The sequence below is a fragment of the Methylobacterium sp. UNC378MF genome (assembly GCF_900103195.1).
Taxonomy (GTDB): domain Bacteria; phylum Pseudomonadota; class Alphaproteobacteria; order Rhizobiales; family Beijerinckiaceae; genus Methylobacterium.
Genome location: NZ_FMWU01000033.1, coordinates 1 through 24,507 on the forward strand (window position 1 = coordinate 1; position 24,507 = coordinate 24,507).

Sequence of the window (24,507 nt, forward strand, 5' to 3'; positions counted from 1 at the left end):
CGAAACCACTTGCGATGCGCCGGTCTGGTGGCCTGAGCGGCGTGCCCAGAACCCGATCCCATCTCGAACTCGGCCGTTAAACACGCCAGCGCCTATGGTACTGTGTCTCAAGACACGGGAGAGTCGGTCGCTGCCAGACCCGCCCATCGCAAGACACGCATCCCCTCGACACAAAACACCGATCCGGCCCCGGATACACCGCCCACGCTCACACGGAGCCGGCGCCCCGGACCAGCCGCACACACTTGGCGCGGGGTGGAGCAGCCCGGTAGCTCGTCAGGCTCATAACCTGAAGGTCACAGGTTCAAATCCTGTCCCCGCAACCAAATCCCGACCCAAAAAACCCGCCGCGCTCACAAGCGCGGCGGGTTTTGCGTTTGTCGCACCCTGTCGAATCGACGCGGTCCCCGCGCCGAAGCGTGCTGCGACAGTCGCCGCCGCTCCGGCAGGGGAGGGGGGTCGAGCGTCGGCCGATGGTCGCCGACGCCTGTGCCCAGTCGGTCACGCCGTCTCAGAACACACCGTCGGCCAAGCTCACCGAAATCACTCGATCCGGGTTCCTGGGCACGGTGTCCGGGCCGCGACCTTGGCGGTGTTGGCCTCGCAGGCACCTGGCCTTAAGATGCGGTGGGGTACGCCGTGATACGGCGTAAGGGGGGAGCGGCAATGATCTCACAGGCGGGCGGCACGGCCGACCTCGATCGGAGCTGAAGAGCGCGGTTTGCGCGTCTCCGCTCCCTTTCATCGTCCGGCCCACCCGGTGACGCGTCGCGCATCGCCGCAGAGGCTGGCCGCCCTGGCCATCGCCCTGCTGGTTGCCGCCGGGCCTCAACCCGCGCGCGCCTTCGACCTGTTCGGCCTGTTCGGCAGCGAGCCGGAACCGCCGCCGCCGAGCGCGACCGCGCTGCCGTACACGCTGCGGATCACCGGCACGGACGATTCCGACGTGCTGCGGGCCCTGCAGGACACCTCGACCCTCTATCGCCTGAGGCAGGATCCCCCGCCCGACGGCGAGGGGCTGCTGCGCCGGGCCGGGACCGACCTCGCCAAGCTTGCCGACGTCCTGTCGGGCTACGGCTACTATCAGGGAACGGTGACGATCCGGATCGACGGCGCGCCCGTGCCGGGCCAAGCGACGGCCGCAGTCGGCGCTGCCGAGGCGTGGCGCAACCGCGGCCTCGTCCCGGTGCGGATCGCGGTCGATCTCGGGCCCCTCTACCATCTGCGCCGGATCACCGTGCGCGATCCGGCGGGCAACCCGTTCCCGGAGTCCGAGCTGCCTGCGCGGGTCACCCGCATCGACGAGGATGTGCCCGCCCGCTCCGCCACGGTGCTGGCGCGGGAAGCGCAGATCGTCGACCACTTCCGCGCCCAGGGCCATCCCTTCGCCAAGGTGGTCGCGCGCGATCCCGTGGTGGACGATTCCGCCCACGTGATGGATGTGACCTTCACGGTGGCGCCGGGCCCGGTGGCCGGAATAGGCCCCGTCGCCGTCAGCGGTGCGCCGGGCATCGACCCGGCGACCATCCGGTCCTTCATCTACGCCGAGCCGGGCGACCCGTATTCGCCTCAGGCGGTGGCCGCGATCCGCCGGTCGGTGGCGCGGATCGAGGGGATCGGCGGCGTGCGGGTTCGCGAGGGGACGACCCTCGACGGCGACGGGAACCTCCCGCTGTTCGTCGAGGTCACCGAGCGCGAGCGCAACCTCGTGGGCGTCTCGGCGCGCTACTCCACCGTCGATGGGCCGGGCGTGCGGGCCTACTACGCCAACCGCAACCTGTTCGGTGGCGGCGAATCCTTCCGGGTGGACGCCGACATCTACTATCTGGGTCTCGGCAACGACCCGTTTGCCAACCAGCGCAAGCTCGCGGGGATCGGCACGAACGGCCTCGGCGGACGCCTCTCGGCGACCTACGTCCAGCCGGCCCTGTGGGGGACGCGCAACGACTTTCTCGCCAACGCCTTCATCACCCGAGAGGTGCAGCAGAGCTACCTCGTGGATGGCGGTGGCGTCTCGGGGGCGATCCGCCACCGGTTCTCGGACACGTTCTCGGCGCAGATCGGGCTCGACGCGCAGGCAGGTCGGTCGAAGGACGCCCTCGGCACGGTCAATTACCGGCTGATCGGCGTACCGGCGTCGGTCACGTACGATTCCACCGACAGCCTCCTCGACCCGACGCGGGGCGTCCGGGCGATCGCGTCGCTGGCGGTCTATCCCGGCGCGATCTCGTCGCCCGGCATCGTCGTGGCCAAGGCGCAGGGCTCCACCTACTACGCCCTCGACGACGAGGCCCGCATGATCCTGGCCGGCCGCATCGGCTTCGGCTCGGTCTCGGGCGCGCCGCTGGGGGAGATCCCCGACAATTTCAGGTTCTTCGCGGGCGGCGGCGGCTCGGTGCGGGGCTACCCGTACCGGACCCTGGGGCCGATCGGCCCCTTCAACCTGCCGATCGGCGGCCGCAGCCTGCTGGAGGCCTCGATCGAGGCGCGCATCAAGGTCACCGACACGATCGGCGTGGTGCCGTTCTTCGACGCGGGCACCGCTTTCGCCTCGGCGGTGCCGGATTTCGACGAGAAGATCCGCAAATCCGTGGGCATCGGCCTGCGCTACTACACCGGCATCGGCCCGATCCGCGCGGACGTCGCCTTCCCGCTCGACCCCTACAAGGGCGGACACGTGCGTCCCGCCGTCCTGTATCTCAGCCTGGGGCAGGCGTTCTGAATGATGTTCCGAACCGCCCTGACGCAGCGCGCCGCGCACAAGCCCGCCCGCCACGGCCGGTGGAAGCTGGCGCTCGTCCTGGTCTGCCTCGCCCTGCTGCTGCCCTGCACTCTCGCGGCGACGCGCGCTGACGAGGGCGACAAGTCCGTGCTGGGCGGCCTCCTGTCCCGCGCCCTGTCGACGCCCTCCTCGCGGGTGGCGATCGGTGCCGTCGACGGCGCGCTGTCCTCCGACGCGACCATCCGGGACGTGGCGATCAGCGACCGCGACGGCGTCTGGCTGAAGCTCGACCGGGCCCGCATCATCTGGCGGCGGCTCGCCCTCCTGTCGGGACGGCTGGAGGTCGACAGCCTCGAGATCGGGCATCTCGACGTGCTGCGCCGGCCGATCCCCGGTCCGCCCCCGCCCGAAGCCAAGCCCGACGGGCGACTCCTCCCGGACCTGCCGGTCAAGGTCGAGATCAAGGGCTTCAAGCTGGCCGAGCTGACGCTGGGCGAAGCGGTGGCCGGGCAGCCGGCGCGGCTGTCGGCCGAGGGGCGGGCGAAGCTCGGCGCCGCCAGCGAGGGGCTCGACCTGCAGGCCCGGGCGCAGCGCCTCGACGCGCCGGGCCGTTTCCTACTGTCGCTGCTGTTCGTGCCGAACGGCGAGCGGCTGGAGTTGAAGGCGAACCTGGTCGAGCCGGCGGGCGGCCTGCTCTCGAAGGCTGCCAACCTGCCCGGCACGCCGCCGATCGATTTCGAACTCGACGGGACGGGCACGCTGGACGCCTGGGCGGCCAAGCTCGACTTCACGGCCGGCCCCGAGATCGGCGCCAAGGGCGGGGCGAAGATCTCCCGGATCGGGGCCGAGCGCCGGCTCGCCCTCGACCTCGCGGCGCGGATCGAGGGGCTGATGCCGGGCCCGGCGGCGGCGATCTTCGCCGGCACCACCAAGCTCGACGGCGGCCTGGCCTTCGCGGATAGCGGCGCCTTCCGGATCGACCGGCTGGAGCTGACCTCCCGCACGGCGCGCCTGGCGGCCGGCGGCAGCCTCACCCGCGACCGGGTCGCCGAGCTGACGCTGCAGGCGCGCGCCCTGCCGACGGAGGGCGATGTCACCCGGGCCGGCGAGGCCGAGATCGGCAAGCTCGTCTTCGACGGCAGCCTCAAGGGACCGCTGGCGGCGCCCACCGTCCGGGGCCGCCTCGACGCGGCCGCCCTGCGCAGCCGCGATTCCAGCCTGGACCGGATCGAGGCGAGCCTCGGCATCGACCCGCAGGGCGAGCCGTCGGCGCAGCGCTTCGCCATCACGGCGGACGGCCGGGTCGACGGGCTGAAGCTCTCCGACCCGGCCCTGCGCCGGGCCATCGGCAGCCGGGCCACGGTGACGCTCCGGGCCTCGGCCGGCGCAGACGGCGTGGTCGACATCGCGGCGCTCAGGCTCGACTCCGACACGGCGCGGGCAACCTATGCCGGCCTGGTCGGCCAGAACACGCTGGCGGGCACCGTCGACGCGGCGCTGCCGGACCTCTCCGTCTTCTCGGGCCTCGCCGGTCAGGGCCTCGCGGGCAGCCTCGACGCCAAGGCCCGGCTCAGCGGCGACCCGGCGCGCAAGGCCGTCGCCGCCGACCTTGCCGTGACGACGAGCGGCCTCGTCACCGGGATCCGGGCGGCCGACCGCACCCTCGGCCGCGCGCCGACCCTTCAGGGGCGCGTCTCCCAGACCTTCGACGGGTACGGTTTCGACCATCTGCGCCTGGACGGCTCCGGCGTCACCGCGACCCTGCAGGGCGAGGCGACGGCGGCCCGCGCGGACGTCACCGGACGGATCGACCTCAAGAGCCTCGCCGACCTCGACGGGCGCCTCACCGGCAAGGCCGGAATCGACGCGCGCCTGACCGGATCCCTGGAGCGTCCGGACGTGAGCGCGACCCTGACGGCGCCCGCCGCCACGGCGGCCGGCAAGCCGATCCGGGACCTGCGCGTCGAGGCGGTCCTGCGGGACGCGCTCCTCGCGCCGGACGGCACGGTCCGGCTCGGCGGCGACGTCGGCGGAAAGCCGCTGACCGGCGGCGCGCACCTCGCGCGCGTCGGCGGGGACTGGGTCCTCGACCGGCTCGGCCTCGATCTCGGCTCGGTCTCGGTCGCCGGCCAAGCGACGGTCGCGGCCGACACGTGGCTGTCGGCCGGCGCGCTCACCGTGCGGGCCGGCGACCTCACGGACATCGCGCCCCTGGTCCCGGAACCGGTCTCGGGCCGCCTCGACGCCGCGCTGACCCTCGCCCGCGACGGCGGGCGCCAGGACGTGACCCTCCGCGCCAGCGGGGCCGCGCTCCGCTACGGCGAGACCGCGCTCGCACGGCTCGACGCGGACCTCGCGGGCCGCGACCTGCGCGCCCACCCGGTCCTCGACGGGCGCGTCGAGGCCGATCGGCTCGTGGCCGCCGGTCAGCAGGTCGACACGATCCGGCTCGTCGCGAACGGCACCCCCGCGTTCAGCGACGTCAGCCTCACCGCCCGGGCGCGCGGGTTCACCCTCGACGGTGCCGCGCGGGTCGTCCCGGCCGCGGACACGCGGATCGAGATCCAGCGCCTGTCGGCGGCCCGCGGCAACGACCGCTTCGCTCTCACCGGGCCGGCGGCGATCACGCTCCGGGACGGCGGCGCCGTGATCGACGGCCTGTCGATCGCGGCGGGGTCGGGACGCATCACGGTCGCGGGCCGCGCGGGGCAGGATCTCGACCTCAAGGTGGCGATCCGGTCGCTGCCGCTGTCGCTCGCCCGGATCGCCGCGCCGAGCCTCACCCTCTCGGGGACCCTGGACGGCGAGGCGGACCTCCGCGGCCCCGCGACCCGTCCGGAGGGGCGCTACGCGGTCAGCGTCGCCAAGCTGGTCGCTCCGCAGACGCGGCAGGCCGGCTTGCCGGCGATCGATGCCACCGCCAAGGGCACGCTGTCGGACGGGCAGGCGAGCCTGGACGGCCGGGTGACGGCCGGGCGCGGCGTTGCCCTGACGGTCTCCGGGTCGCTGCCCGTGGAGGTCGGGGGGCCGCTGGACCTGCGCGCCCGCGGCACACTCGACGCCGCCCTCGCCAATTCCCTGCTGAGCGTCGGCGGCCAGAGCGTCACCGGCAAGGTCGCCATCGACGGCGGCGTCACCGGCACCCTGGCGGCGCCGCGGGCCCAAGGCGCGGCGGTGCTGAGCGGCGGGAGCTTCACCGATCCGCTGAACGGGCTCCGCTTCACCGGGATCGAAGGTCGGGTCACCGGCCGCGGCGACAGCGTCGTGGTCGAGCGACTGACCGCGACCGCCCGCAACGGCGGCCAGGTCTCCGTCACCGGCCGCGTCTCCCTCGCGCCCGACTTCCCGGGCAACTTCCACGTCATCGCCGACAGGGCCGAGCTCGTGTCGAGCCCGCTGATGACGGCCGTGTCGAGCCTCGACGTCACGCTGGCGGGGCCGCTGGCGCGGACGCCGCGGATCGCCGGCCGGGTGAACGTGGTGTCGATCGACGTCGCGGTTCCGGACCGGCTGCCGGCCACGATCCGACCGCTGCCGGGGGTCCGGCACGTCAACACGCCGCCGGCCGTGAGAGCGCGCCTGGCGCAGCGGGCGGAGCAGAAGGCCGCGACTCGTCCCGGGCGGCGGGGCGGGAAGCCGGCCGTCCCCTTCGACGCCACCCTCGACGTGACGATCGACGCGCCGAGCCGCATCTTCGTGCGCGGGCGCGGCATCGACGCCGAACTCGGCGGCGCGCTGCGCGTCACCGGCACCTCCGCGTCGCCCAACGCCAACGGTGCCTTCTCGCTGCGCCGCGGCCAGTTCGAGCTCGTCGGCCAGCGCCTGGATTTCAGCCGCGGCCGGCTGACCTTCGCCGGCAGCCTGACCACGCCGGAGCTCGACTTCGTCGCCGAGACCAAGGCCACCGACGTGACCGCCCGCATCGCCGTCTCGGGCTTCGCGGACGCGCCGCAATTCTCCCTGACCTCGGACCCGGTCCTGCCGCAGGACGAGATCCTGTCGCGGATCCTGTTCAAGAAGGCGTCGGCCGGCCTGTCGCCGTTCCAGGCGCTGCAGCTCGCCCAGGCGGTCGCCCAGCTCTCCGGGGGCGCCGCCGGGCCGGACATGTTCGAGCAGGCGCGCAAGAGCCTCGGCCTCGACAGTCTCGACGTCTCCACCGGCGCGAGCGGCGGGCCGGCGATCGGCGCCTCGCGCTACATCTCGGATCGGGTCAGCGTCGGCGTGAAGGCCGGCGCGAAGCCCGCCGACACCGCCGTCGGGGTCGACTTCGACGTCACCCGCCGGATCAAGCTGAAGGGCGAGGCCGGGAGCGACGGCCGCACCAGCCTCGGCGTCGGCGCCGAGTACGAGTGGTAGCCGGCGACGTCACACATCCGCTCGTTCGACCACACCTGCAATGCTGCGGGATCGACATGCCCGGTCAATGGTTTAGGTTCGGCACGGGCGGCCGCCAGGGCCGCCGATCGGGCGGGAAACACCACGGGCGATGGACGAGCTTTTCGAGACCGATGACGATCCGCCGGTTCCGGAGGGCGGCCTTCTCCGCAGGCTCCCGATCATCAACAAGCGGGGCCTCCATGCCCGCGCATCCGCGAAATTCGTGCAGACCGTGGAGCGCTTCGACGCCGCCGTGACGGTCACCCGAGCCGGCGAGACGGTCGGCGGGCGCTCGATCATGGGCCTGCTGACGCTCGGCGCCGCCATGGGCACGTCCATCGCAGTCATCGCCGTCGGCCCGGACGCGGAGAGCTGCCTCGACGCGATCAAGGCCCTGCTGGCCAACCGCTTCGGCGAGGACGAGTAGCGCGGCTCAGGCCGCCGCGGGGTCCGACTTGCCCGGCCACTTGCACAGGTCTGAGACGGGGCATCGCGGGCAGGCGGGTTTCCGAGCCGTGCAGGTATCGCGCCCATGCCGGAACAGCCAGACATGGGCGTTGTCTTTGAGACTGTCGGGGGCGAGGCGGGCGAGGCCGTCCGCCACCGCGTCGACTGTGGGTCCCGGCGCCAGCGGGATCCGGTTCGAGACCCGGAACACGTGGGTGTCGACAGCGATCACCGGTTCGTGGAAGGCGAAGTTCGCCGTCACCTCGGCGCTCTTGCGGCCGATCCCCGGGAGGCGGCGCATCTCCGAGGCCGTGCGCGGGACGGCGCCGCCGTACTCCGCGAGCAGGGCCGCCGACAGCTTGACGATGTTGCGCGCCTTCGAGGGTCCGAGCCCGACCGGCCGGATGATCTCCGTGATCCGGGCCTCCCCGAGCGCGACCATACCGGCGGGATCCTGGATCTCGGCGAACAGCGCGTCGGCGATGCGGGAGACGGTCGGGCCGGTGGATTGAGCCGAGAGCAGCACGGTCACGAGCATGCGGAACGGATCGATGCGGTCGAACCCGGCCTTCGGGTCCGGGTCCCTCTCCGCGAGACGCCCGAGCACCGCGGCCACCGTGTCGGCGTCACCGCTCGCGTGCGGTCCGGACGCCGTCCCCGCGACCGCCGTGCGGCTCGGAGCGGATCGAACGCCGTGGGCGATGTCGCGGGTCATCGGCGCCAGCTAGGGTCCGGCGCCCGCCCTCGACAGGCTCCGCGCGCGCGGCGGATTGACCGCTCAGGCCTGGGCGCGCCGCCAAGCCACCGAGGCGGAGCCGGCGCACAGATGGAGCGTACCGGCCACGACCGCGCCGGCCCTGCGCAGGACCTCGACGCGCAACGCACCGCGGCGGGCGAACAGGCGGGTGACCACCCGGACCAGCGAGGCCTCCGCCGGATCGGCGATGATCGGCCGCGCGCTCGTCCGGGCGTCAAGGGCGAGGAAGGTCTCGACCGCGTCACGGACGGCGGCCGGATCGGTCACGGCGAGGATCTCGGACTCCGCGGCCTCCCACCCCTCAGGGCGGATGCCGATCAGGTTCCCGGCCGGAACCGACCGCGGCGGTGCCGAGCGGCGCGCCGTCAGGGGCGGACGGCGCAGCTTCGCCTCTGACACGGGTGCGGCTTCACCGACCAGGCGGATCGGGCGGCGGAGCGCTCCGAGCCGCGCCCGCAGCGCTCGGTCGACGGCCTCAGCGGCCGCCCGCTCCACCAGCCCAGCGGCCTCGGTTCCACCAGGCTGCCAGCGCCGTGTACGGCCGCCCAAAATCGAGCACGGCATCGCCAGCGGGACGACGCCACGCAGCGTATCGCGGCCCGTGCCCCTATCCTGGCTCCAGGCGAGGGCGACGGCGACCGGGCGGCCGCCCGGGCGGTGCTGGGCCAGCGGCAGCAGATGGTCGGGGTCCCGCAGCGGGTCGTCGACGGCGTTGCGCACCAGCAGGGCCCGCCACGCGCTCACGGCCCCTGCATCCACGGTGCCGGGCCGATGGAGATCGACCCGCCACGTCTCGGAGTGCGGGGCGGCCTCCGAATCCGGTGCCGCCGCGCGGTCCGGCCACTCGGACCGGCCGCCCTGTATCACGGTGAAGCGTCGCACCATCCGCGTGTCCTGCCTCTCGACGATCCGTCCCGATCCGGGACGGTCCGGCGCCTCCGCGGCGCCGTTCGGGTCGATGGCTTCAAGGACGGTGCCGCCGGACGTCAGGGACCCGGGATGGCAAGCGGGTTGTCGGTAAGTGCGGCGGCATCGGGCGCGTCGATCCGCGGGCGGCCCAGAAAGGCGTCCCAGAGCTGGCGCACGAAGGCCGGGTCGAGGTCGCGCAGGATCAGAACGAGCCGCGAGGTGTGGTCGGGATCGGGCCAGGCCGGCAGGGTGATCGGCGCGTGGAACACGTGCTGGACACCGTGGACGACGAGGGGACGCTCGGGATCGTCCGCGAGGGCGACGATCCCCTTGAGCCGCAGCAGCTTCGGCCCGTGGCCGGAGCGCAGGAGATCCATGAACATCTCGAAGGCCGCGCGCGGTACGGGCGCCGCGCTGGTCAGGCAGATCGCCTGGATCGACGCGTCGTGGCGGTTCACGTCGCCATGGTGGTGATCCTGCTCCAGCGCCGCGTCGCCGAGCCAGGCACGCACGTCGGCCGCCTTGCCGTCGAGGCCGAACAGGCCGCCGAGCAGCAGCTCCGCCGGCGCGTCCGGCGCAACGATCGGAGCAGCCGGATTGAGCGCCGCCAAGCGCCCTTGGATCCCCGACAGGTCGCCCGCGAGATCGGCCTTGGTCAGCACGATCCGATCGGCGACCGCGACTTGCCGCAGGGCTTCCGGATGGGCGTCGAGCGTCTCGGTACCGGTGAGCGCATCCACCACCGTGACGACGGCCTGAAGGCGGTACCGCAGCACGAGATAGGGATGGTAGATCAGCGCGTGCAGGATGGGCGCCGGATCGGCGAGGCCCGTCGTCTCGATGACGACGCGCCGGAACGGCCGAATCCGGCCGTTGTCGCGCTTGCGCAGCAGATCCTCGAGGGTCGCGATCAGGTCGCCCCGCACCGTGCAGCACAGGCAGCCGGCGCCGAGCAGGATCATGTCCTCATCGACGGTCTCGATGAGCAGGTGATCGAGGCCGATCTCCCCGAATTCGTTGACGATCACCACCGTGTCGGCGAGCGCCGGATCGCGCAGCAGCCGATTCAGAAGGGTGGTCTTCCCGGCCCCCAGGAAGCCGGTGAGCACGGTCAGCGGGATCGGCTCCGGGCGTCGTGGATCCGGAGCGGGTGCGAGGGTCTCTGACATAGGCGGCGAAGTGGGGTGCGTCGGCGTCCGCGGCAACGCGGCCGTGCGCCGGGAACCCCGCCAACCCTACTCGTCGGCAGCCGCTTTCTTGGCAGCCGACTTCTTAGCCGGAGCCTTGGCGGCGGCCTTGTCGGACTTGCTCTCGGCCTTGGCCGGCACCGGCTTGTGGGCGGCTGCCTTGGGTGCGGGCTTCGTCAGCCCCTTGCCGGGCTTGGCCTCGGGCATCCCGGTCGTTTCATCGGCGGTGTAGGCGCTGGCGTTCCGCGGCACGCCATGACCCGGCTTCGCGGCGACCTTCGGAGCCGATTTGGCCGCGGCCTTCGCGGCCTCGGCCCGCTCCATCCGCGCTGCACGCGCCTGCTTGGCCGCCTCCAGGATCGCCATGCGCTTGGCCTTGGCAGCCTCGAGCTTGGCGGCACGGGTGTTGGCGGCTGCGGCCTTCTGCTCGGCCTCCTGGGCCTCGAGGATCTGCTGGCCCTCGGCCGGATTGCGGCCGATCCAGACGGCGACCGGCTGGAGCGGCGCCCGCGGCGGCAGGGACCGCGCCCGCAGAGCCGGGTTGGAGAAGGCGGCCAGCGCCAGGGCGGGCGAGTTCGCCGCCGAGCCGCCGATCAGCTGCGCCGCCGAACCGGGGGCGCTCAGCGCGCCGGCACCGTCCTCGATGGCCGGGGGCTTCTTGCCGCCGCACACGAAGGGGCGCATGTCCGGGGGCGCGGGGCTCGCCGACGGCGGCAACGCATCGAGAGTCGGACTCGTCCAGCCGGCGCTCTGGCTGAAGGCGTAATCGAACAGGTCGGCGGTCTTCACGTCACGCTCGCGCGGGGTCGGCTGTCCCATCACGATGGTGACGATCCGCCGGCCATTGCGCGTGGCGGTCGCCACCACATTGAACCCGCCCGAGCAGATGAAGCCCGTCTTCATCCCGTCCGTGCCGGGATAGCGGCCGAGCAGGCCGTTGTGGTTCGCCATCACGGCGCGACCGAACTGGATCGCCGAGATCGAGAACAGGTCATGGGAATCCGGAAAGTCGCGGATCAGAGCCCGGGCGAGAACCGCCATGTCGCGGGCGGAGGTCCACTGTCGCGGGTCCGGCAGACCGTTGGGATTGTACCAGCGGCTGTCACGCATGCCGATCCGCTGCGCGGTCTCATTCATCAGCGCGGCGAAATTGTCGATGGAACCGCCGAGGGACTCGCCGATCGCGTAGGCGACGTCGTTCGCCGACTTGACCATGATGATCTTCAGGGCGTTGTCGAGGGTGAGCTGCGTCCCCGGCTTGAAGCCCATCTTCGAGGGCGGCTCGGCGGCGGCGGCGGCCGAGATGGTGATCATCGAGTCGAGCGAGACCCTGCCCTGCCGCACGAGATCCAGGGCGACGTAGGTGGTCATCAGCTTGGTGATCGAGGCCGGGTACCAGGGGTCGGTCGGCGCCTGCGCGTAGATGACCTTGCCGGAATCCACGTCGGCCACGAGGATCGGCACCGTCACGGCGTTCGCTGCGCCGATCCCGACCAAGCCTGCACCGAGCAGACCCGTCAGCGCCGCAAGCCCGACGGTGAGGCGTCGGTAGAGAGAAGAGGACATTCGAGCCCGACTCGTCAGAGGATCGCCTGGGTCGACGCAACGGGGCGTCGGTTTTCCGGCCAGCCAGCCGGAGAGCGGCGCAACCCGGACGGCCGAAGGCGGTCGCCGGACTGCATCTCGGCATGAACGAGTCCACCATGGCAAGAGCAAGGCGAGATCGCACAGCGGGTCTGCACGGCGCGGTTGTCAGTGGCCCACGGCCGCCGCAAGGCCTATGTGCAGGCCGAGCGCGGGGGGCGGATCGCGCGCGCATCTGACTGGGACGATTGTGGCTTACGCGGTCAAGGAGATTTTCCACACGCTTCAGGGGGAGGGCGCACAGGCCGGGCGTGCGGCCGTGTTCTGTCGCTTCGCCGGATGCAACCTCTGGTCGGGACGTGAGGCCGACCGCGCCGCGGCGGCGTGTCGGTTCTGCGACACCGACTTCGTCGGGATGGACGGGGAGGGCGGCGGACGTTTCGCCGATGCGGCCTCGCTCGCCGCCGCGATCGCCGCCACCTGGGCGGGGGGCGCCGAGAACCGCTACGTCGTCTTCACTGGCGGCGAGCCGCTGCTCCAGCTCGACACATCCCTGATCGCGGCTGTCCACGCGGCCGGGTTCGAGATCGCGATCGAGACCAACGGCACGCTGCCCGCGCCCGCCGGGATCGACTGGATCTGCGTCAGCCCCAAGGGGAACAACGCCCTGGCCCAGACCACCGGCCACGAGCTGAAACTCGTGTACCCGCAGGCGGATGCCGATCCCGCGGATTTCGTCGGCCTCGCCTTCCAGCACCGCTTCCTCCAGCCGATGGACGGGCCGGATCGGGCCGCCAGTACCGAGGCGGCGATTGCCTATTGCCGCCGGGATGCCCGCTGGCGGCTATCGTTGCAGACCCACAAGATCATCGGCATTCCCTGAGAAGATCAGCGCAAGACGGGGGACGCCTCTCAGAAGTCCTCTTCCCATCGCGCGAAGAATCGGAAACGATCACGGCCGTGCTTCAGTCGCGGAACAGGGCCGGTGAGCGCCGATGGATCCTTCCCACAGCCGTGGAATATCTCTGCTCCGTCACGGAATGCGCCGGAGCACGAATGCGACGGCATCTGGCCGGTCGATCCCGACCCGAACCTGACGAAGCTGTCCGGCCGCCAGCTCTGGCATTTCCGGGCGGGCATGCCGGTGGGGATCGACGTCAACGGCGTCCGGATGGACGCCGGCGATGCACGGATCGCCCTGCTGGGCATCCGGCGGGACGCCCGTGCCCATCCCTACCCGGCGATCTTCACACACGCTCCGGCGACCGGAGAGCCTCTGCGCAGTCCGATTGCGGCCGAGGAGCCGGCCACGCTCGACATCGACCGTGACAGCGTCTTCGAGATTCCACTGCCGAGCGGCGTGCCGGTGCTGGTCCGGGCCGGGCGCCCTGCCGGGCTCTACCTGTTTCAGGAGAACCTCGGCGCCTTGGAAATCTGGGATGGCCGGGCGTTCCGGTCCCTCGGACGGCTGCCCGCCGCGGCACCGGGAACCACGCTGACGGCGACTCCCGAGGGGATTTCCTACACCACTGCCGACGCGCTGGTCTCGGTGGCCCTTCCGCAACTCGGCCCGCGCCTCGCCTTCGGCGAAGGCGGCCTGCCACGCCTGCGCTTCCTCTCGGCGCCGGGCTGGCGTGGGACCGAACTCCTCGCTCTGGCGGAACGGGACGGACGCCTCGTCCTGTGCCAGGGCTCAGTCGGCGTGGATGCGCTCGACCTGCGGGACCTTGGCGGATCCTCGTCCGGGACGCCATTCTGCGGCCCCTGGATGAACCGTCTGGGCGACATGTTCTGGACCGGATCCAACGGGTTCGTCGCGTGCCGTGCGGGCGGCCCAGACGGGAACCTCGTCGCTTGGCCGGGCGGCTTCGTGCCGATCACCGCCCAGGCACCATGGCGCGACCGGGCCGACCAGCATCACCAGCTCGGCACGCTGGACGGCCTCTACCATCTCGCAGCCGTGACCTCGGACCCGACGTTCAACCGCCTTGACGGGCCGCGACTCGCCGCCGGATCGGCCGCCTACTGGGGCGCCGACCGTTTCGACCTGCCCTGGCAGGCACCGGCCGAGACGCTCACGCTCGGAGCGCATGCGGGCGCTCTGTTGCTCCCATTGCTGGCATTGCAGCGGGATACCGTGCTGCTCGCCCTCGCCATCGACGGTCCGCGTGCCGCATTCCTGAAGGGTGCGCCCCTTCCAGGGCCTGCGACCGGACACGTTCTGCACCATGCCCACGGGGCAGGCCTTCACCGGCTTCCGATCACCTTGGAGGTTTCCGCCCTCCGCGATGCCGGCGCCCTTCTGCACGACGGCACGCTGCATCTCTGGACGCGGTCCGGGCGCAGGTGCCACGCTCTACGGCTGCGAACGGCATGAGCCCGCTGCTGACCCGCGCGATCCTCGCGCTGCTCATCACCGGGGCCACACCGGCTAAGGCGGACATAGCGCCCCGGCAGCTCATCCTCGTTCAGGATTCCGGCTGGATGGAGCCGTTCCTGAGCGCCGAGGGCTCGCAATTTCGGCCGTTCATCGAGGCTCTGGCGGCGGCCATCCGCGTGCCGGACGGCACGATCGCGATCGCGACCTTCGATCAAGAGGGTCAGGTGCCGGGACGGATGTCACCGCGCATCCTGTACGCGGGCCCCTACGCGGCAGCGCCCATCCAATCCGCGGTGGCGGCGATCGACCTGCCGCGCAAGGCCGGCGGACAGGCCTATGCCGATGCCGATTTCAACGGCGCCCTACTCGGCGGCATCCGGCGCGGGCTGCTCGGGCGGGACGGCGTCATCTGGATGGTGACGAACAACAAGAACGCCCCGGGCAACAGCCCCGCAGTCGAGCGCAACACCGCGGCCTTCTACGCGGCGCTTCGCGATTCTCCCGCGATCACCCGGATCGCTGCCTACCCGGTGCGGATGCCCCTGAAGGGCCGCAACTTCGAAGCGTCCGGATTTGTGGTTTACGGCATTGGATACGGCGCGGGCGGCCAGCGTGCCCTCGACGCGGCCCTGTCGTCGGGAGGTCTGGCGGCGTTGTTCAGACATCCGCCGGTCAACCTAAAGCCGGTTCTCGCCGGCGGCGTCACCCTGCGGTTCGACAAACTGGACAGCGGCGGTCTTCAGGCCGGCCTGGAGAACGGCGTGCTGGTCGTCCGCGGGGCGGACGCCGCGGCGGGGACCGTTCTGCGGTTGACCGGGCACCTCGACAATGGGCTCTATCCGCAACGGATCGTCGCCGCGCGGCTCATCCTGCGCTGGAGCGCGTCCGGCCCGGAAGCGGCTTCCGCGCGGGCGGGCATCTTGCCAGACCGGGTCGCCAACCTGCCACCGCAGGGCGAGAGCGAGGCGCTCGCTGTGTCCCTGACTCTACCGCCGGTCCCGCGGCCGGCGGGCCTCGGCGGTCTGCTCTCCGGCCGGCGCGAGGTCGACGGCGCACTGACCCTGCAGCTCACGGAGCTGCGCCTCGACCTCGATCCTGCGTTCTTGGAGCGTGTACGGCTGATCTTCGGCAGCAGCCTCCTGATCGGCGACCAGATGACCGGAGAAGTCGTCGCGCAAAACGGCACGTTAGAGGATCGCCTGCCCAGCCTGTTCCGTGATTATCGCAGCGTGTCGGAGGCCGTGGTCACACTTCCGGTCCGGATCGAGGCTAGGTTCTCGCCCTGGCCGCTCATCGCGGCCTCGACCGGCGCGCTTGCGCTCCTCGGCATCGGCTTCCTCGGCGCAGCCGCGACCGGGCGCCCTCGGACCTGCACGGTGATGCTCGGCGCCTTCCCGAAGCGGGCGATCCTACGGCCCTTTCGCACCACGATCCTGCGGGCCCCGGATGGCAGCCATTGGCGGGTGCGCGCCACCCTCTGGGGACCGGCGCGGGCGCATCGCCTTGTGGAGGTCGAATCCGGCGCATGATCGGTTCGTTCGACAGAGGAATGCGGCCACGGGGGCCGCTCCCGATTCAGGCGCCTAGCGGAGCGGATTTCCGGATCCCGCCTCCGCAGGTCCTCGGCCCACAGGCGGAGCAGCCGCTCAAAACCGGGCGCGCGGTCGATGCAGCGAGCCCGTTCGCCGGCCTCGACCGCGCGCCGACCATGACAGAGATCACCCTCGGCAGCGTCGCACTGATGGTCCTGGCCGTCATCTTCCTGTTCGTCCGCCAGGGCGTCCGCGTCAGCCTGGTCAATCGACGCGCGACGCTCGACGCCGCCGCCGGGGCGAGTTGGACCCTGTTCGCGGCCCTGATGGTCACGGCCACGGTTCTGATCGGCGCCACGGTCGGCCGTTTCTGGCAGGCCTGGGCCGGACTCACCGTGGCCTTCGCCCTCTGCGCAATCCTGTTCGCCGCCGCCCTGGCGCTGATCCTGCGCGCGCCGGACCGGAGACGCTGACATGACGGACGACGCGCGCCCCGCAGGCTCGGAGACGCTTCTGAAGGTCCGTCCGACCGTGTTCGTCGCGCTGGGTGGCACCGGCATGGAGGTGTTGCTGCGCCTGCGCCGGCGCATCCTGCAGGCGGATTGGAATGGGACCCGGATCAGCGCCATCGACCAGTTCCCGGCAGCCGCCTTCCTGTACTTCGACACCGATACGCTGGAGGCCCGCGAGGCCGGGCGCGCCGCCGCCACCGACCCGCTCTCGACCAAGGTCGCCTTCCGGGACGGGGAGACCCTGCAGAAGGCGGTTCATCTCGCGCGCTATCAGGCAGAGCGACGCAGCTATCCGCATATCGACGAGTGGCTGCCGGACCGCGACCTGTCGCGGATCGATGCATCCAAGGGTGCCGGCCAGATCCGCGCGATCGCCCGCCTGCTGTTCTTCGACGCGGTGCGCCCGTTCCTGGGCCGGCTGACCGCGAAGGCGGCCGCGGTGCTCGCCAACATGTCGAACGAGGCGCAGCTGCGCGCGCTCGGCCTCGATACCGCCACCGACCTGCGCGTCGTGGTCGTGGCCTCGGTGGCCGGCGGCACCGGCTCGGGCGCCGTGATCGATGCCGGCTACGCAATCTCGTCGCTCGACACGCCGAAGCGGCCGGACGCCGTCGATCTCTTCCTGGTCCTGCCCTCGGGCTATGCCGGGGCCAACAAGGACCGGGTCTTCGCCAACGGCATGGCGACCCTGTCCGAGCTCGAATACGCGATGCGCGGCAAACCCGAGCCGCCCTATGTCGAAAGCTGGGGCGACCACGAGCCGGTGGCGCCCGGGGTCGAGCGGCCCTTCACCGATGTCTACCTGTTCGACACCCAGAACCTCGCCGGCCAGCGCACCGCCGCAGTGAGCGACCTCTACGACATGATCGCCGATGTGCTGTTCGAGGATTTCGGCAATTCCGAATTCTCCGGCCGCAAGCGCTCGACCGGCGTGAACCAGACTCAGCACAAGATGCGCAAATGGGCGCCGCCCGGCCCGGACCGCGCGGCCCGGACGGCGCTGTTCTCCCTGAACTACTCGGCGCTCGGGCAAGCCGTGCTCGCCACCCGCGGGAGCCTGGAATTCGAGGAGGCCGCCGCCCGCGCTGGACTCGGCATGGTCGCGGCCTTCTTCGGTGTCGCCCGGGGCGAGGCCGAGCGCCACGTCCCGACCGTCGAGGCGCGCGACCGGTTCGCCGCCGACCGGCTCGGCCTGCGCTTCTCGGCCTTCGAGGCCTTTCCGAAGGTTCTCCGTCCGGCGCCACCGGGCCTCCCGGAATACGACCTCGTCGGCCTGCTCCTCCAGCGGGCCGACGGCTCGTCGATCCAGGAATCGGTCGTGCTCGCCGCGGACGTGGCGGTCGACGCGGTCCGCGAGGAGATCGCCAACCCGCGCGACTGGGCGCCGAACCTGCGCCAGGCCGCCGAGCGCCTGCGTGACGACATCCTCGGCCGCGCGGGAGCCGGCACCGTCTACGGCCCACGCGGCGCGGAGGTGCTGGAAGTGCGCGCGCGGCTCGAAGCCGCGTGGCTCGCGGATCCGGACGGCACGCTGGCCGCCGCGCTCTATCGCCTCCTCGACGATCAGGAGCGGGGTGGCCTCGACTACACCCGCGCCCTGATCGAGGGGGTGAAGGACCTGATCGAGGCCGAGGGCGGGGCGCTCGCCCGCCTCCAGACGGCGGCCGACACCTACGGCCGTCTCGCCGACGCGATGATGGCGGAGCATTTCTCCGCCTCGCTCAGCCGGCTCGAGCAGGTCCGGCCGGGCCTGATCGTCTCGCATCGGCGCGATGCCGAGCGCTACCTGGAGCAGGCCCGCGCGGATCTGCGCGGCGCCTGCATGCTGCGCATCCGGTCGCTGGCCGCCCGCGAGGCCGCGGAGCTGCTGCGCCGGGTCGCGGCGCGCCTCGGAACCCATGTCGGGCGCGATCCCGAGACCGGCCTTCCGCGCCATGACGGCCTGCTCGGCGCCATGAACCAGGGCCACGACGACGTGGTCCGGCTCATGGGCGCGCTGCGGCTCGACATCGCCGAGATCCGCAACGCCATCGAGCGGCCCTCCGGCGGCACGTTCCTGGTGCTACCCTCCGGAGACCTGCCGGAGATCGCGGTGGCGCCGGCCGAGCGTCTGGCCTGGGCCCGGGAGGCGTTCCGGGCCTATGGCGGGTCCCGGGCCGTTTTCGCACTGCTGCGGGAGGAGGACAGCCGGGCGGAACTGCTCGACGCCGTCCGCGCCATGGCGCGGCGGCGCCTCGCACCGCATCGAACTCGCATCCCCGCGGCGCTGGACGCCCTGCGCGAATTGCCCTCCGCCCGGCAGCGCGAGACGCTGGCGCTGATGCTGCTGCGCTGCATGCCGTGGATCGACGCGCGGTTCGACGCCTTCAGCCCGAGCGGCGACCGGTTCAAGACGATCCTGGCTGTGGAGGGTGCGCGCGCCTTCCAGGCGGAATTCGGCGCGATCCTGCGTGCAAGCCTTCCGGCGGTCCTCGGAGCCGGCGAGATCGGCTTCATCGAATCCGGTCAGCGCGGGCGGATCGTCTGCTATTGCGAGCTGTCGGGTATCCCCCTCGACGTGCTCGGCCCCCTGCGGCGCGACTGGCGCCGCGCCTATGCGCAGGAACTCGACCGCCTCGACGCGATCCCGCTCCACAACCACAAGGATTATCTCCGCTTTCCGGACCCGGTGGCGCCCACGGCCGAGGAGACGGAGGCCCTGCGCGAGACCTTGGCGCTGTTTCTCCGCGCGGTGTGCCTCGGGCTGCTGCGGCGCACGCCCGAAACCGGCCTGTGGCGCTTCGAATTCGAGCCCGGCGATTGGCGCAGCGTCGGTTCCGAGCGAACCCTGCGCCGCAAGCTGTTCGACCGGGTTCAGCACGGCGCGATCACGGCGCAGCTCGCGCGGGCCGAGGCGGCGCTGTCGCCGGTCCAGACACTGGCGCTGGCCGCGCTGTTTGCCTGGACCGCCAAGCGCGCCTACGCCCCGCGGCGCGAGACCGTGCATTTCGACGCCGAGGCGCGGGTGGGCGGTGTCGGCCACGGCGTGGCGCAGGCGCTGGCGAGCCGCTGGCGTCAGGCGGCCATCGAAGCCGGCCCGCTGCCGGGAGAGGCCGACCGGCTCCACGACGCATTGCTGGCTCGGATCGAGGACTGGACGAAGCCGGTTCCCGGGAGCCTCGGTGACCTGCCGCCCGAGGAGGCCAACCGCGACACGGCCGACCCGCCGGTCTTCCGGGCCGTCGACAAACGGGCGGTCGATACAGCGGCCTTCGCGACCGACGCCCTGCTGCGCTTGGTCGACCCGGCAGCACCGGCCCTGTCGGCCCTGACGGAGGCGACGGCGATGCGCTTCTACCTCTACCGCGACGCGGTGCAGGGGCCGTATCCGCTGTCCGCTCTGGCCGGGATGGCCCGATCCGGCAGCCTGAGGGCGGACACGCCGATCCATCCGCTCGGGGGCGCGTGGATGCAGGCGAGCGGCCATCCCGACCTGGCGCCGCTCTTCACGCCGGCGCCGCCCGACTTCTGACGTCCCGGTCAGCCGACCATGGCCCTCCGCTGGGCGCGCGCCGCTCGGATCGCCAAGCGGGCGAACCGTCCGCCGGCGCGCACCGTATCAGGATCCTGCCCGGCCAGGATCGCGCGGCGTAAGGCGACCAGCGCGGGATCGCCCCAGACGTCGAGCACGCGCCCGAACGCATCATGGCGTCCGGCATCGAACGGGATCGGCCGGCCGGATTGGTCCCGGGCGGGATGGGCCGGATGCAGCGCGCCGCAGGGTACCCAGCCCTGCGGGATCGGCGCGGTGGCCGCATGGGTCCGACCGAGCCGCAGCCATGACGGCAGGATATGGCTCTGCGGACCGATCCCTGCGGCGGCCGGATCGGTTTCCGCAGCGAAGACCTCGATCCTCGCGAAACGGGTGAGGAAGATCCGGTCCAGGCGCGAGGCGAACGCGCGCAGGATTTCGGTGTCGCCGGAAGCCAGGAGCGGCCGGCCCGCCAGGGCCCGGAGCCTGCCGATCCGCTCGGGATCGGCGACGCGCAGGCAGGCATCCACAGCGCGCAGGCCGAGGCCGAGGTCGAACAGCGCCGCCACGCGGTCCTGCGGCCGGATCGCCGCCGCGTCGGGCCCCAGTTCGGTCAGCACGGTGCGCCGGCCCATCGCGCAGGCCGCTTCGGGAAGGCAGAGCGCGACCGACTGGCTCCAGCCGTCGGTGAAGCCGGTCTCGTAGGCGACTGGCCTGAGATCCGGCGGCACCGTGAAGGCGAGGCCGCCGCGGGCCGTGAGGAGGCCGATCCGCTCATCCGCGAGCAGCCGGGCCGGCTCGTCGGAATCGCGCGCGAAGACCGCGCCGGCCCCGTAGCTGCCCAGGCTCCAGGCGCAGGCCGGATCGGCCAGTTGGGCGCGCAGCAGAGCGTCCACCGCGGTTCCCGGTCCGGCCGTCATCGGCTCCTCGCATGCACGCCACCGCGGCCGGCACGCCTTGACACGGGCGGCGAATGACCGGAAGTCGCGATGCATCACCGAGGTTGCGGTCGGCAGGGCGGGCGCGCGACCCGGAACGACCGACGCGGAGACGTCCGCGGGACCTCGCGACGGGATCCGCAAGAAGGGCGCTGGCATGGACGTCATCGAGACCGAGATCCCGGACGTGAAGCGCATCGTCCTGAAGCGCTTCGGCGATGCGCGGGGCTGGTTTTCCGAGACCTTCCGGGTCGACACCCTGGCGCGGGCCGGCATCACCACGCCGTTCGTGCAGGACAACCAGTCCTTCTCGGCGCCGAAGGGCACGATCCGCGGCCTGCACTTCCAGATCGCCCCCCGCGCCCAGGCCAAGCTGATCCGCGTGCTCCAGGGCGCGATTCTCGACGTTGCCGTCGACATCCGCAGCGGCTCGCCGACCTTCGGCCGATACGTGGCCGTGACACTGGACGCCGAGAAGGGCGAGCAGCTCTACATCCCGCACGGCTTCGCCCACGGTTTCTGCACCCTGACCCCCGACGTCATGGTCGCCTACAAGGTCGACGATTATTACAGCCCCGAGCACGACCGCGCGCTCGCCTGGAACGATCCCGAGGTCGGGATCCCGTGGCCGGTCTCGGGCGAGGCGGCGATCCTGTCCGACAAGGACCGACGCGCGCCGCGGCTGGCCGATCTCGGTCCGGTGTTCTGATCCGCGCGTCCCGGCCGCAATTTCGTCACGCCGGCCAGTCTTACGCTGCCCGGCTTTTCAGTTTTGGACCTATCCGAAGAGGTACTCCGCCATGCGCATCCTGGTGACCGGAGGCTGCGGCTTCATCGGCTCGGCGCTGGTGCTGCACCTCGTCAACGATCTCGGCCACGACGTCTGCACCCTCGACGCGATGACCTATGCGGCCAACCCCGTCTCGCTGGCGCCGCTGGCCGACAACCCGCGCCATCGCCTGGTCGAGGCTGACATCTGCGACCGCGCCGCCGTGCAGCAGGCCTATGCGGAGTTCAAGCCCGAGGCGGTGATGCATCTGGCCGCCGAGAGCCACGTCGACCGCTCGATCACCGATCCGGGCGCCTTCATACGCACCAATGTCATCGGCACGCAGACCATGCTGGACGGCGCCCGGGGCCATTACGAGGGCCTGTCGGAGGCCGAGAGGAAGACCTTCCGGTTCCTCCACGTCTCGACCGACGAGGTCTACGGCTCGCTGCCGCCGGGCGCGTTCTTCACCGAGGACAGCCGCTACGATCCGCGCTCGCCCTACTCGGCCTCGAAGGCCGCCTCCGACCACCTCGCCCGCGCCTGGCACGAGACCTACGGCCTGCCGGTGCTGGTGACCAACTGCTCCAACAATTACGGGCCGCGTCACTTCCCCGAGAAGCTGATCCCGCTGATGATCCTCAACGCCCTCGAGGGCAAGAAGCTGCCCGTCTACGGCGACGGCCTGAACGAGCGCGACTGGATCCATGTCGAGGACCACGCCAAGGGCCTCGTGGCCGTGCTGGAGCGCGGCCGGATCGGCGAGACCTACCTGCTCGGCGGCCGCGCGGTGCGCAACAACCTCGCGGTGGTGAAGGCCTTGTGCGCGGCCTTCGACCGGCTGCGCCCGCAGAACGCCCCGCACGAGCAGCTGATCAGCTTCGTGGCCGACCGTCCGGGCCATGACCGGCGCTACGCCATCGATTGCAGCAAGGCCGAGGCCGAACTCGGCTGGCGCCCGCAGAAGACCTTCGAGCAGGCGCTCGAGGAGACCGTGGCGTGGTACCTCGCCAACGAGGCCTGGTGGCGCCCGATCCGCGAGGGCCGCTACAAGGGCGAGCGCCTGGGACTCAACGGCTGATGGACGTCCTCGTCCTCGGCGGCGCCGGTCAGGTCGGCACCGAACTGCAGGCCCTGTCCTGGCCGAACGGCGTCACCGTCCACGCACCGGACCGCGCGGCGCTCGACATCACAGATGCGGACTCCGTCGCGGCGGCGCTCGCCGCCCGCGACTACCGGGCGGTGATCAACACAGCCGCCTACACGGCCGTCGACAAGGCCGAGTCCGACGTGGTCGCGGCCTGGCGCCTCAACGCGCTCGCCCCGGCGATCCTGACGGCCGCCACGGCCGCGCGGAAGATCCCGCTGGTGCACGTCTCGACCGACTACGTCTTCGCGGGGACGAAGCCGGACGGGGCCTATGCGCCCGACGCGCCGATCGACCCGCAGAGCGTCTACGGCGCCAGCAAGGCCGCCGGCGAGCTGGCGGTGCGCACCGGCAACCCGCGCCACGCCATCGTGCGGACCGCCTGGGTGGTGAGCCCGCACCGGGGCAACTTCGTCAAGACGATGCTGCGGCTCGCGGCCGAGCGCGACGCCCTCACCGTGGTGAACGACCAGCACGGCTGCCCGACCTCCGCCGCCGACCTAGCCGCCGCGCTCGCGACGATCTCGCAGCGCATGGCCGCGGATCCAGACGCGCCGTCCGGCACGTTCCACTGCGTGAATGCCGGCGACACCACCTGGTGCGGCTTCGCCGAGGCGATCGTGGCGGGCTCGGCCCGGCGCGGTGGCCGCACCGTGCCGGTCAAGGGCATCCCGACCTCCGCCTATCCGACACCGGCCCGGCGGCCGGCCAATTCGCGCCTGTCCACCGACAGCCTCACGGCCGCCTACGGCATCGCGCCGCGGCCGTGGCAGGCGGCGCTCGACGACATCCTGGACCGGCTCGTCGGGCCGGTTTCAGAGGGAGTATCCAAGCCATGAAGGGCATCGTTCTGGCCGGCGGATCCGGCACGCGCCTGCACCCGGCCACGCTGTCGATCAACAAGCAGCTCCTGCCGGTCTACGACAAGCCGATGATCTACTATCCGGTCTCGGTGCTGATGCTGGCCGGCATCCGCGAGATCCTGATCATCTCGTCGCCGGAGCACCTCGACAATTACAAGCGCCTGTTCGGCACCGGTGAGCAGTTCGGCGTGAGGTTCTCCTACGCGCTCCAGCCGCGGCCCGAGGGCCTCGCCCAGGCCTTCGTGATCGGGCGCGACTTCGTGGGCGACGACGACGTGGCGCTGATCCTTGGCGACAACCTGTTCTTCGGCGCCGGCATGGGCGAGCTCCTGGAGCGCGCATCCGGCCGCAAGCAGGGCGCGACGGTCTTCGCCTACCATGTCGACAACCCGCAGGCCTACGGCGTGGTCAATCTCGACAAGACCGGCCGCCCGACCAAGATCGTCGAGAAGCCGCAGACCCCGGAATCCACCTGGGCGGTGACCGGCCTGTACTTCTACGACAATCAGGTGCTCGACATCGCCGCCGACGTGAAGCCCTCGGCCCGGGGCGAGCTGGAGATCACCAGCGTCAACGAGGCCTATCTCCAGCGCGGGCAGCTGCACGTGGAGCGCATGTCCCGCGGCTATGCGTGGCTCGACACCGGGACCCACGACAGCCTGCTGGAGGCGAGCGAGTTTGTCCGCACCCTGCAGAACCGGCAGGGCCTGCAGGTGGCCTGCCTGGAGGAGATCGCCTACCTGCAGAAGTTCATCACCCGCGACCAGCTCGTGGCCCGCGGCGAGATGTTCGCCAAGACCGCCTACGGGCAGAACCTGCTGCGCCTCGCCCGCGAGACCGAGGACGACCTGCGCCTGCGCCGAGGGAAATAG

17 protein-coding genes, 1 tRNA gene and 1 rRNA gene are annotated in these 24,507 nt (G+C 71.8%); 14 read left to right on the forward strand and 5 right to left on the reverse strand.

Features of this window, described 5'->3' with window-relative positions; genetic code table 11:
• Positions 1 to 23 precede the first annotated feature (23 nt).
• From rrf to BLT59_RS25970, 5 genes are all read left to right on the forward strand, one after another.
• Positions 24 to 139, forward strand: a 5S ribosomal RNA gene (gene rrf / locus BLT59_RS25950).
• Between the two features lie 110 nt (positions 140 to 249).
• Positions 250 to 326 (forward strand) — tRNA-Met (locus BLT59_RS25955).
• 461 nt (positions 327 to 787) lie between these two features.
• Positions 788 to 2,722, forward strand: coding sequence for an autotransporter assembly complex protein TamA (locus BLT59_RS25960; protein ID WP_175544135.1), 1,935 nt, complete (start codon positions 788 to 790; stop codon positions 2,720 to 2,722).
• Positions 2,723 to 7,078, forward strand: coding sequence for a translocation/assembly module TamB domain-containing protein (locus BLT59_RS25965; RefSeq protein WP_091787748.1), 4,356 nt, complete (start codon positions 2,723 to 2,725; stop codon positions 7,076 to 7,078). It begins immediately after the preceding gene.
• 130 nt (positions 7,079 to 7,208) lie between these two features.
• A complete protein-coding gene (locus tag BLT59_RS25970) occupies positions 7,209 to 7,526 on the forward strand; it encodes an HPr family phosphocarrier protein (protein WP_091787751.1) in 318 nt (105 codons plus the stop codon).
• Between the two features lie 6 nt (positions 7,527 to 7,532).
• Here the strand turns inward: BLT59_RS25970 and nth are convergent, their stop codons facing one another.
• From nth to BLT59_RS25990, 4 genes are all read right to left on the reverse strand, one after another.
• Entirely contained in the window at positions 7,533 to 8,261 is a 729-nt protein-coding gene (nth, locus tag BLT59_RS25975) for an endonuclease III domain-containing protein (protein ID WP_091787754.1), read from the reverse strand.
• A gap of 63 nt (positions 8,262 to 8,324) precedes the next feature.
• Positions 8,325 to 9,188: a GNAT family N-acetyltransferase gene (locus BLT59_RS25980; RefSeq protein WP_091787757.1), complete on the reverse strand. Its 864-nt coding sequence runs from the start codon at positions 9,186 to 9,188 to the stop codon at positions 8,325 to 8,327.
• Positions 9,189 to 9,289: 101 nt separating this feature from the next.
• Positions 9,290 to 10,381: a CobW family GTP-binding protein gene (locus BLT59_RS25985; protein ID WP_091787759.1), complete on the reverse strand. Its 1,092-nt coding sequence runs from the start codon at positions 10,379 to 10,381 to the stop codon at positions 9,290 to 9,292.
• A gap of 66 nt (positions 10,382 to 10,447) precedes the next feature.
• A complete protein-coding gene (locus tag BLT59_RS25990; protein WP_091787762.1) occupies positions 10,448 to 11,965 on the reverse strand; it encodes a D-alanyl-D-alanine carboxypeptidase family protein in 1,518 nt (505 codons plus the stop codon).
• Positions 11,966 to 12,233: 268 nt separating this feature from the next.
• Between BLT59_RS25990 and queE the strand changes: the two genes are divergently transcribed.
• The 5 genes from queE to BLT59_RS26015 all read left to right on the forward strand — a co-directional run bounded on the left by queE (position 12,234) and on the right by BLT59_RS26015 (position 19,918).
• Positions 12,234 to 12,866, forward strand: a complete 633-nt coding sequence (gene queE, locus BLT59_RS25995; protein ID WP_091787765.1) for a 7-carboxy-7-deazaguanine synthase — start codon at positions 12,234 to 12,236, stop codon at positions 12,864 to 12,866.
• 102 nt (positions 12,867 to 12,968) lie between these two features.
• Complete coding sequence (locus BLT59_RS26000; protein WP_244514147.1) at positions 12,969 to 14,360, forward strand: hypothetical protein; 1,392 nt, start codon at positions 12,969 to 12,971, stop codon at positions 14,358 to 14,360.
• Complete coding sequence (locus tag BLT59_RS26005) at positions 14,357 to 15,892, forward strand: hypothetical protein (RefSeq protein ID WP_244514148.1); 1,536 nt, start codon at positions 14,357 to 14,359, stop codon at positions 15,890 to 15,892. The genes BLT59_RS26000 and BLT59_RS26005 overlap by 4 nt, the downstream gene beginning before the upstream one ends.
• A 179-nt stretch (positions 15,893 to 16,071) precedes the next feature.
• The gene (locus BLT59_RS31980) at positions 16,072 to 16,368 is read left to right on the forward strand and encodes a hypothetical protein (RefSeq protein ID WP_244514149.1); all 297 of its coding nucleotides are present in this window, start codon (positions 16,072 to 16,074) and stop codon (positions 16,366 to 16,368) included.
• Position 16,369: 1 nt separating this feature from the next.
• Positions 16,370 to 19,918 (forward strand): tubulin-like doman-containing protein, encoded by a 3,549-nt coding sequence (locus BLT59_RS26015; RefSeq protein WP_091787770.1) that lies wholly within the window; start codon positions 16,370 to 16,372, stop codon positions 19,916 to 19,918.
• Between the two features lie 8 nt (positions 19,919 to 19,926).
• On the opposite strand, the gene BLT59_RS26020 is transcribed toward BLT59_RS26015, so the two are convergent.
• A complete protein-coding gene (locus BLT59_RS26020) occupies positions 19,927 to 20,838 on the reverse strand; it encodes a DUF6925 family protein (protein ID WP_091787774.1) in 912 nt (303 codons plus the stop codon).
• A 175-nt stretch (positions 20,839 to 21,013) separates the two neighbouring features.
• Between BLT59_RS26020 and rfbC the strand changes: the two genes are divergently transcribed.
• The 4 genes from rfbC (at position 21,014) to rfbA (ending at position 24,507) form a co-directional block, all read left to right on the forward strand.
• On the forward strand, positions 21,014 to 21,565 hold the full coding sequence (gene rfbC / locus BLT59_RS26025) for a dTDP-4-dehydrorhamnose 3,5-epimerase (RefSeq protein WP_091787777.1): 552 nt from the start codon (positions 21,014 to 21,016) through the stop codon (positions 21,563 to 21,565).
• A gap of 91 nt (positions 21,566 to 21,656) precedes the next feature.
• Positions 21,657 to 22,706, forward strand: a complete 1,050-nt coding sequence (gene rfbB, locus BLT59_RS26030) for a dTDP-glucose 4,6-dehydratase (protein WP_091787780.1) — start codon at positions 21,657 to 21,659, stop codon at positions 22,704 to 22,706.
• The gene (gene rfbD, locus BLT59_RS26035) at positions 22,706 to 23,611 is read left to right on the forward strand and encodes a dTDP-4-dehydrorhamnose reductase (RefSeq protein ID WP_091787783.1); all 906 of its coding nucleotides are present in this window, start codon (positions 22,706 to 22,708) and stop codon (positions 23,609 to 23,611) included. Before rfbB ends, rfbD begins: the two co-directional genes overlap by 1 nt.
• Positions 23,608 to 24,507: a glucose-1-phosphate thymidylyltransferase RfbA gene (rfbA, locus tag BLT59_RS26040; RefSeq protein WP_091787788.1), complete on the forward strand. Its 900-nt coding sequence runs from the start codon at positions 23,608 to 23,610 to the stop codon at positions 24,505 to 24,507. The genes rfbD and rfbA overlap by 4 nt, the downstream gene beginning before the upstream one ends.

Excerpts from the sequence above, each read along its gene's own strand:
- BLT59_RS25965 (WP_091787748.1), top strand. The coding sequence starts at position 2,723 with ATGATGTTCCGAACCGCCCTGACGCAGCGCGCCGCGCACAAGCCCGCC.
- BLT59_RS25970 (WP_091787751.1), top strand. The coding sequence starts at position 7,209 with ATGGACGAGCTTTTCGAGACCGATGACGATCCGCCGGTTCCGGAGGGC.
- nth (WP_091787754.1), bottom strand. The coding sequence starts at position 8,261 with ATGACCCGCGACATCGCCCACGGCGTTCGATCCGCTCCGAGCCGCACG.
- BLT59_RS25980 (WP_091787757.1), bottom strand. The coding sequence starts at position 9,188 with ATGGTGCGACGCTTCACCGTGATACAGGGCGGCCGGTCCGAGTGGCCG.
- BLT59_RS25985 (WP_091787759.1), bottom strand. The coding sequence starts at position 10,381 with ATGTCAGAGACCCTCGCACCCGCTCCGGATCCACGACGCCCGGAGCCG.
- BLT59_RS25990 (WP_091787762.1), bottom strand. The coding sequence starts at position 11,965 with ATGTCCTCTTCTCTCTACCGACGCCTCACCGTCGGGCTTGCGGCGCTG.
- BLT59_RS26005 (WP_244514148.1), top strand. The coding sequence starts at position 14,357 with ATGAGCCCGCTGCTGACCCGCGCGATCCTCGCGCTGCTCATCACCGGG.
- BLT59_RS31980 (WP_244514149.1), top strand. The coding sequence starts at position 16,072 with ATGACAGAGATCACCCTCGGCAGCGTCGCACTGATGGTCCTGGCCGTC.
- BLT59_RS26015 (WP_091787770.1), top strand. The coding sequence starts at position 16,370 with ATGACGGACGACGCGCGCCCCGCAGGCTCGGAGACGCTTCTGAAGGTC.
- BLT59_RS26020 (WP_091787774.1), bottom strand. The coding sequence starts at position 20,838 with ATGACGGCCGGACCGGGAACCGCGGTGGACGCTCTGCTGCGCGCCCAA.
- rfbC (WP_091787777.1), top strand. The coding sequence starts at position 21,014 with ATGGACGTCATCGAGACCGAGATCCCGGACGTGAAGCGCATCGTCCTG.
- rfbB (WP_091787780.1), top strand. The coding sequence starts at position 21,657 with ATGCGCATCCTGGTGACCGGAGGCTGCGGCTTCATCGGCTCGGCGCTG.
- rfbD (WP_091787783.1), top strand. The coding sequence starts at position 22,706 with ATGGACGTCCTCGTCCTCGGCGGCGCCGGTCAGGTCGGCACCGAACTG.
- rfbA (WP_091787788.1), top strand. The coding sequence starts at position 23,608 with ATGAAGGGCATCGTTCTGGCCGGCGGATCCGGCACGCGCCTGCACCCG.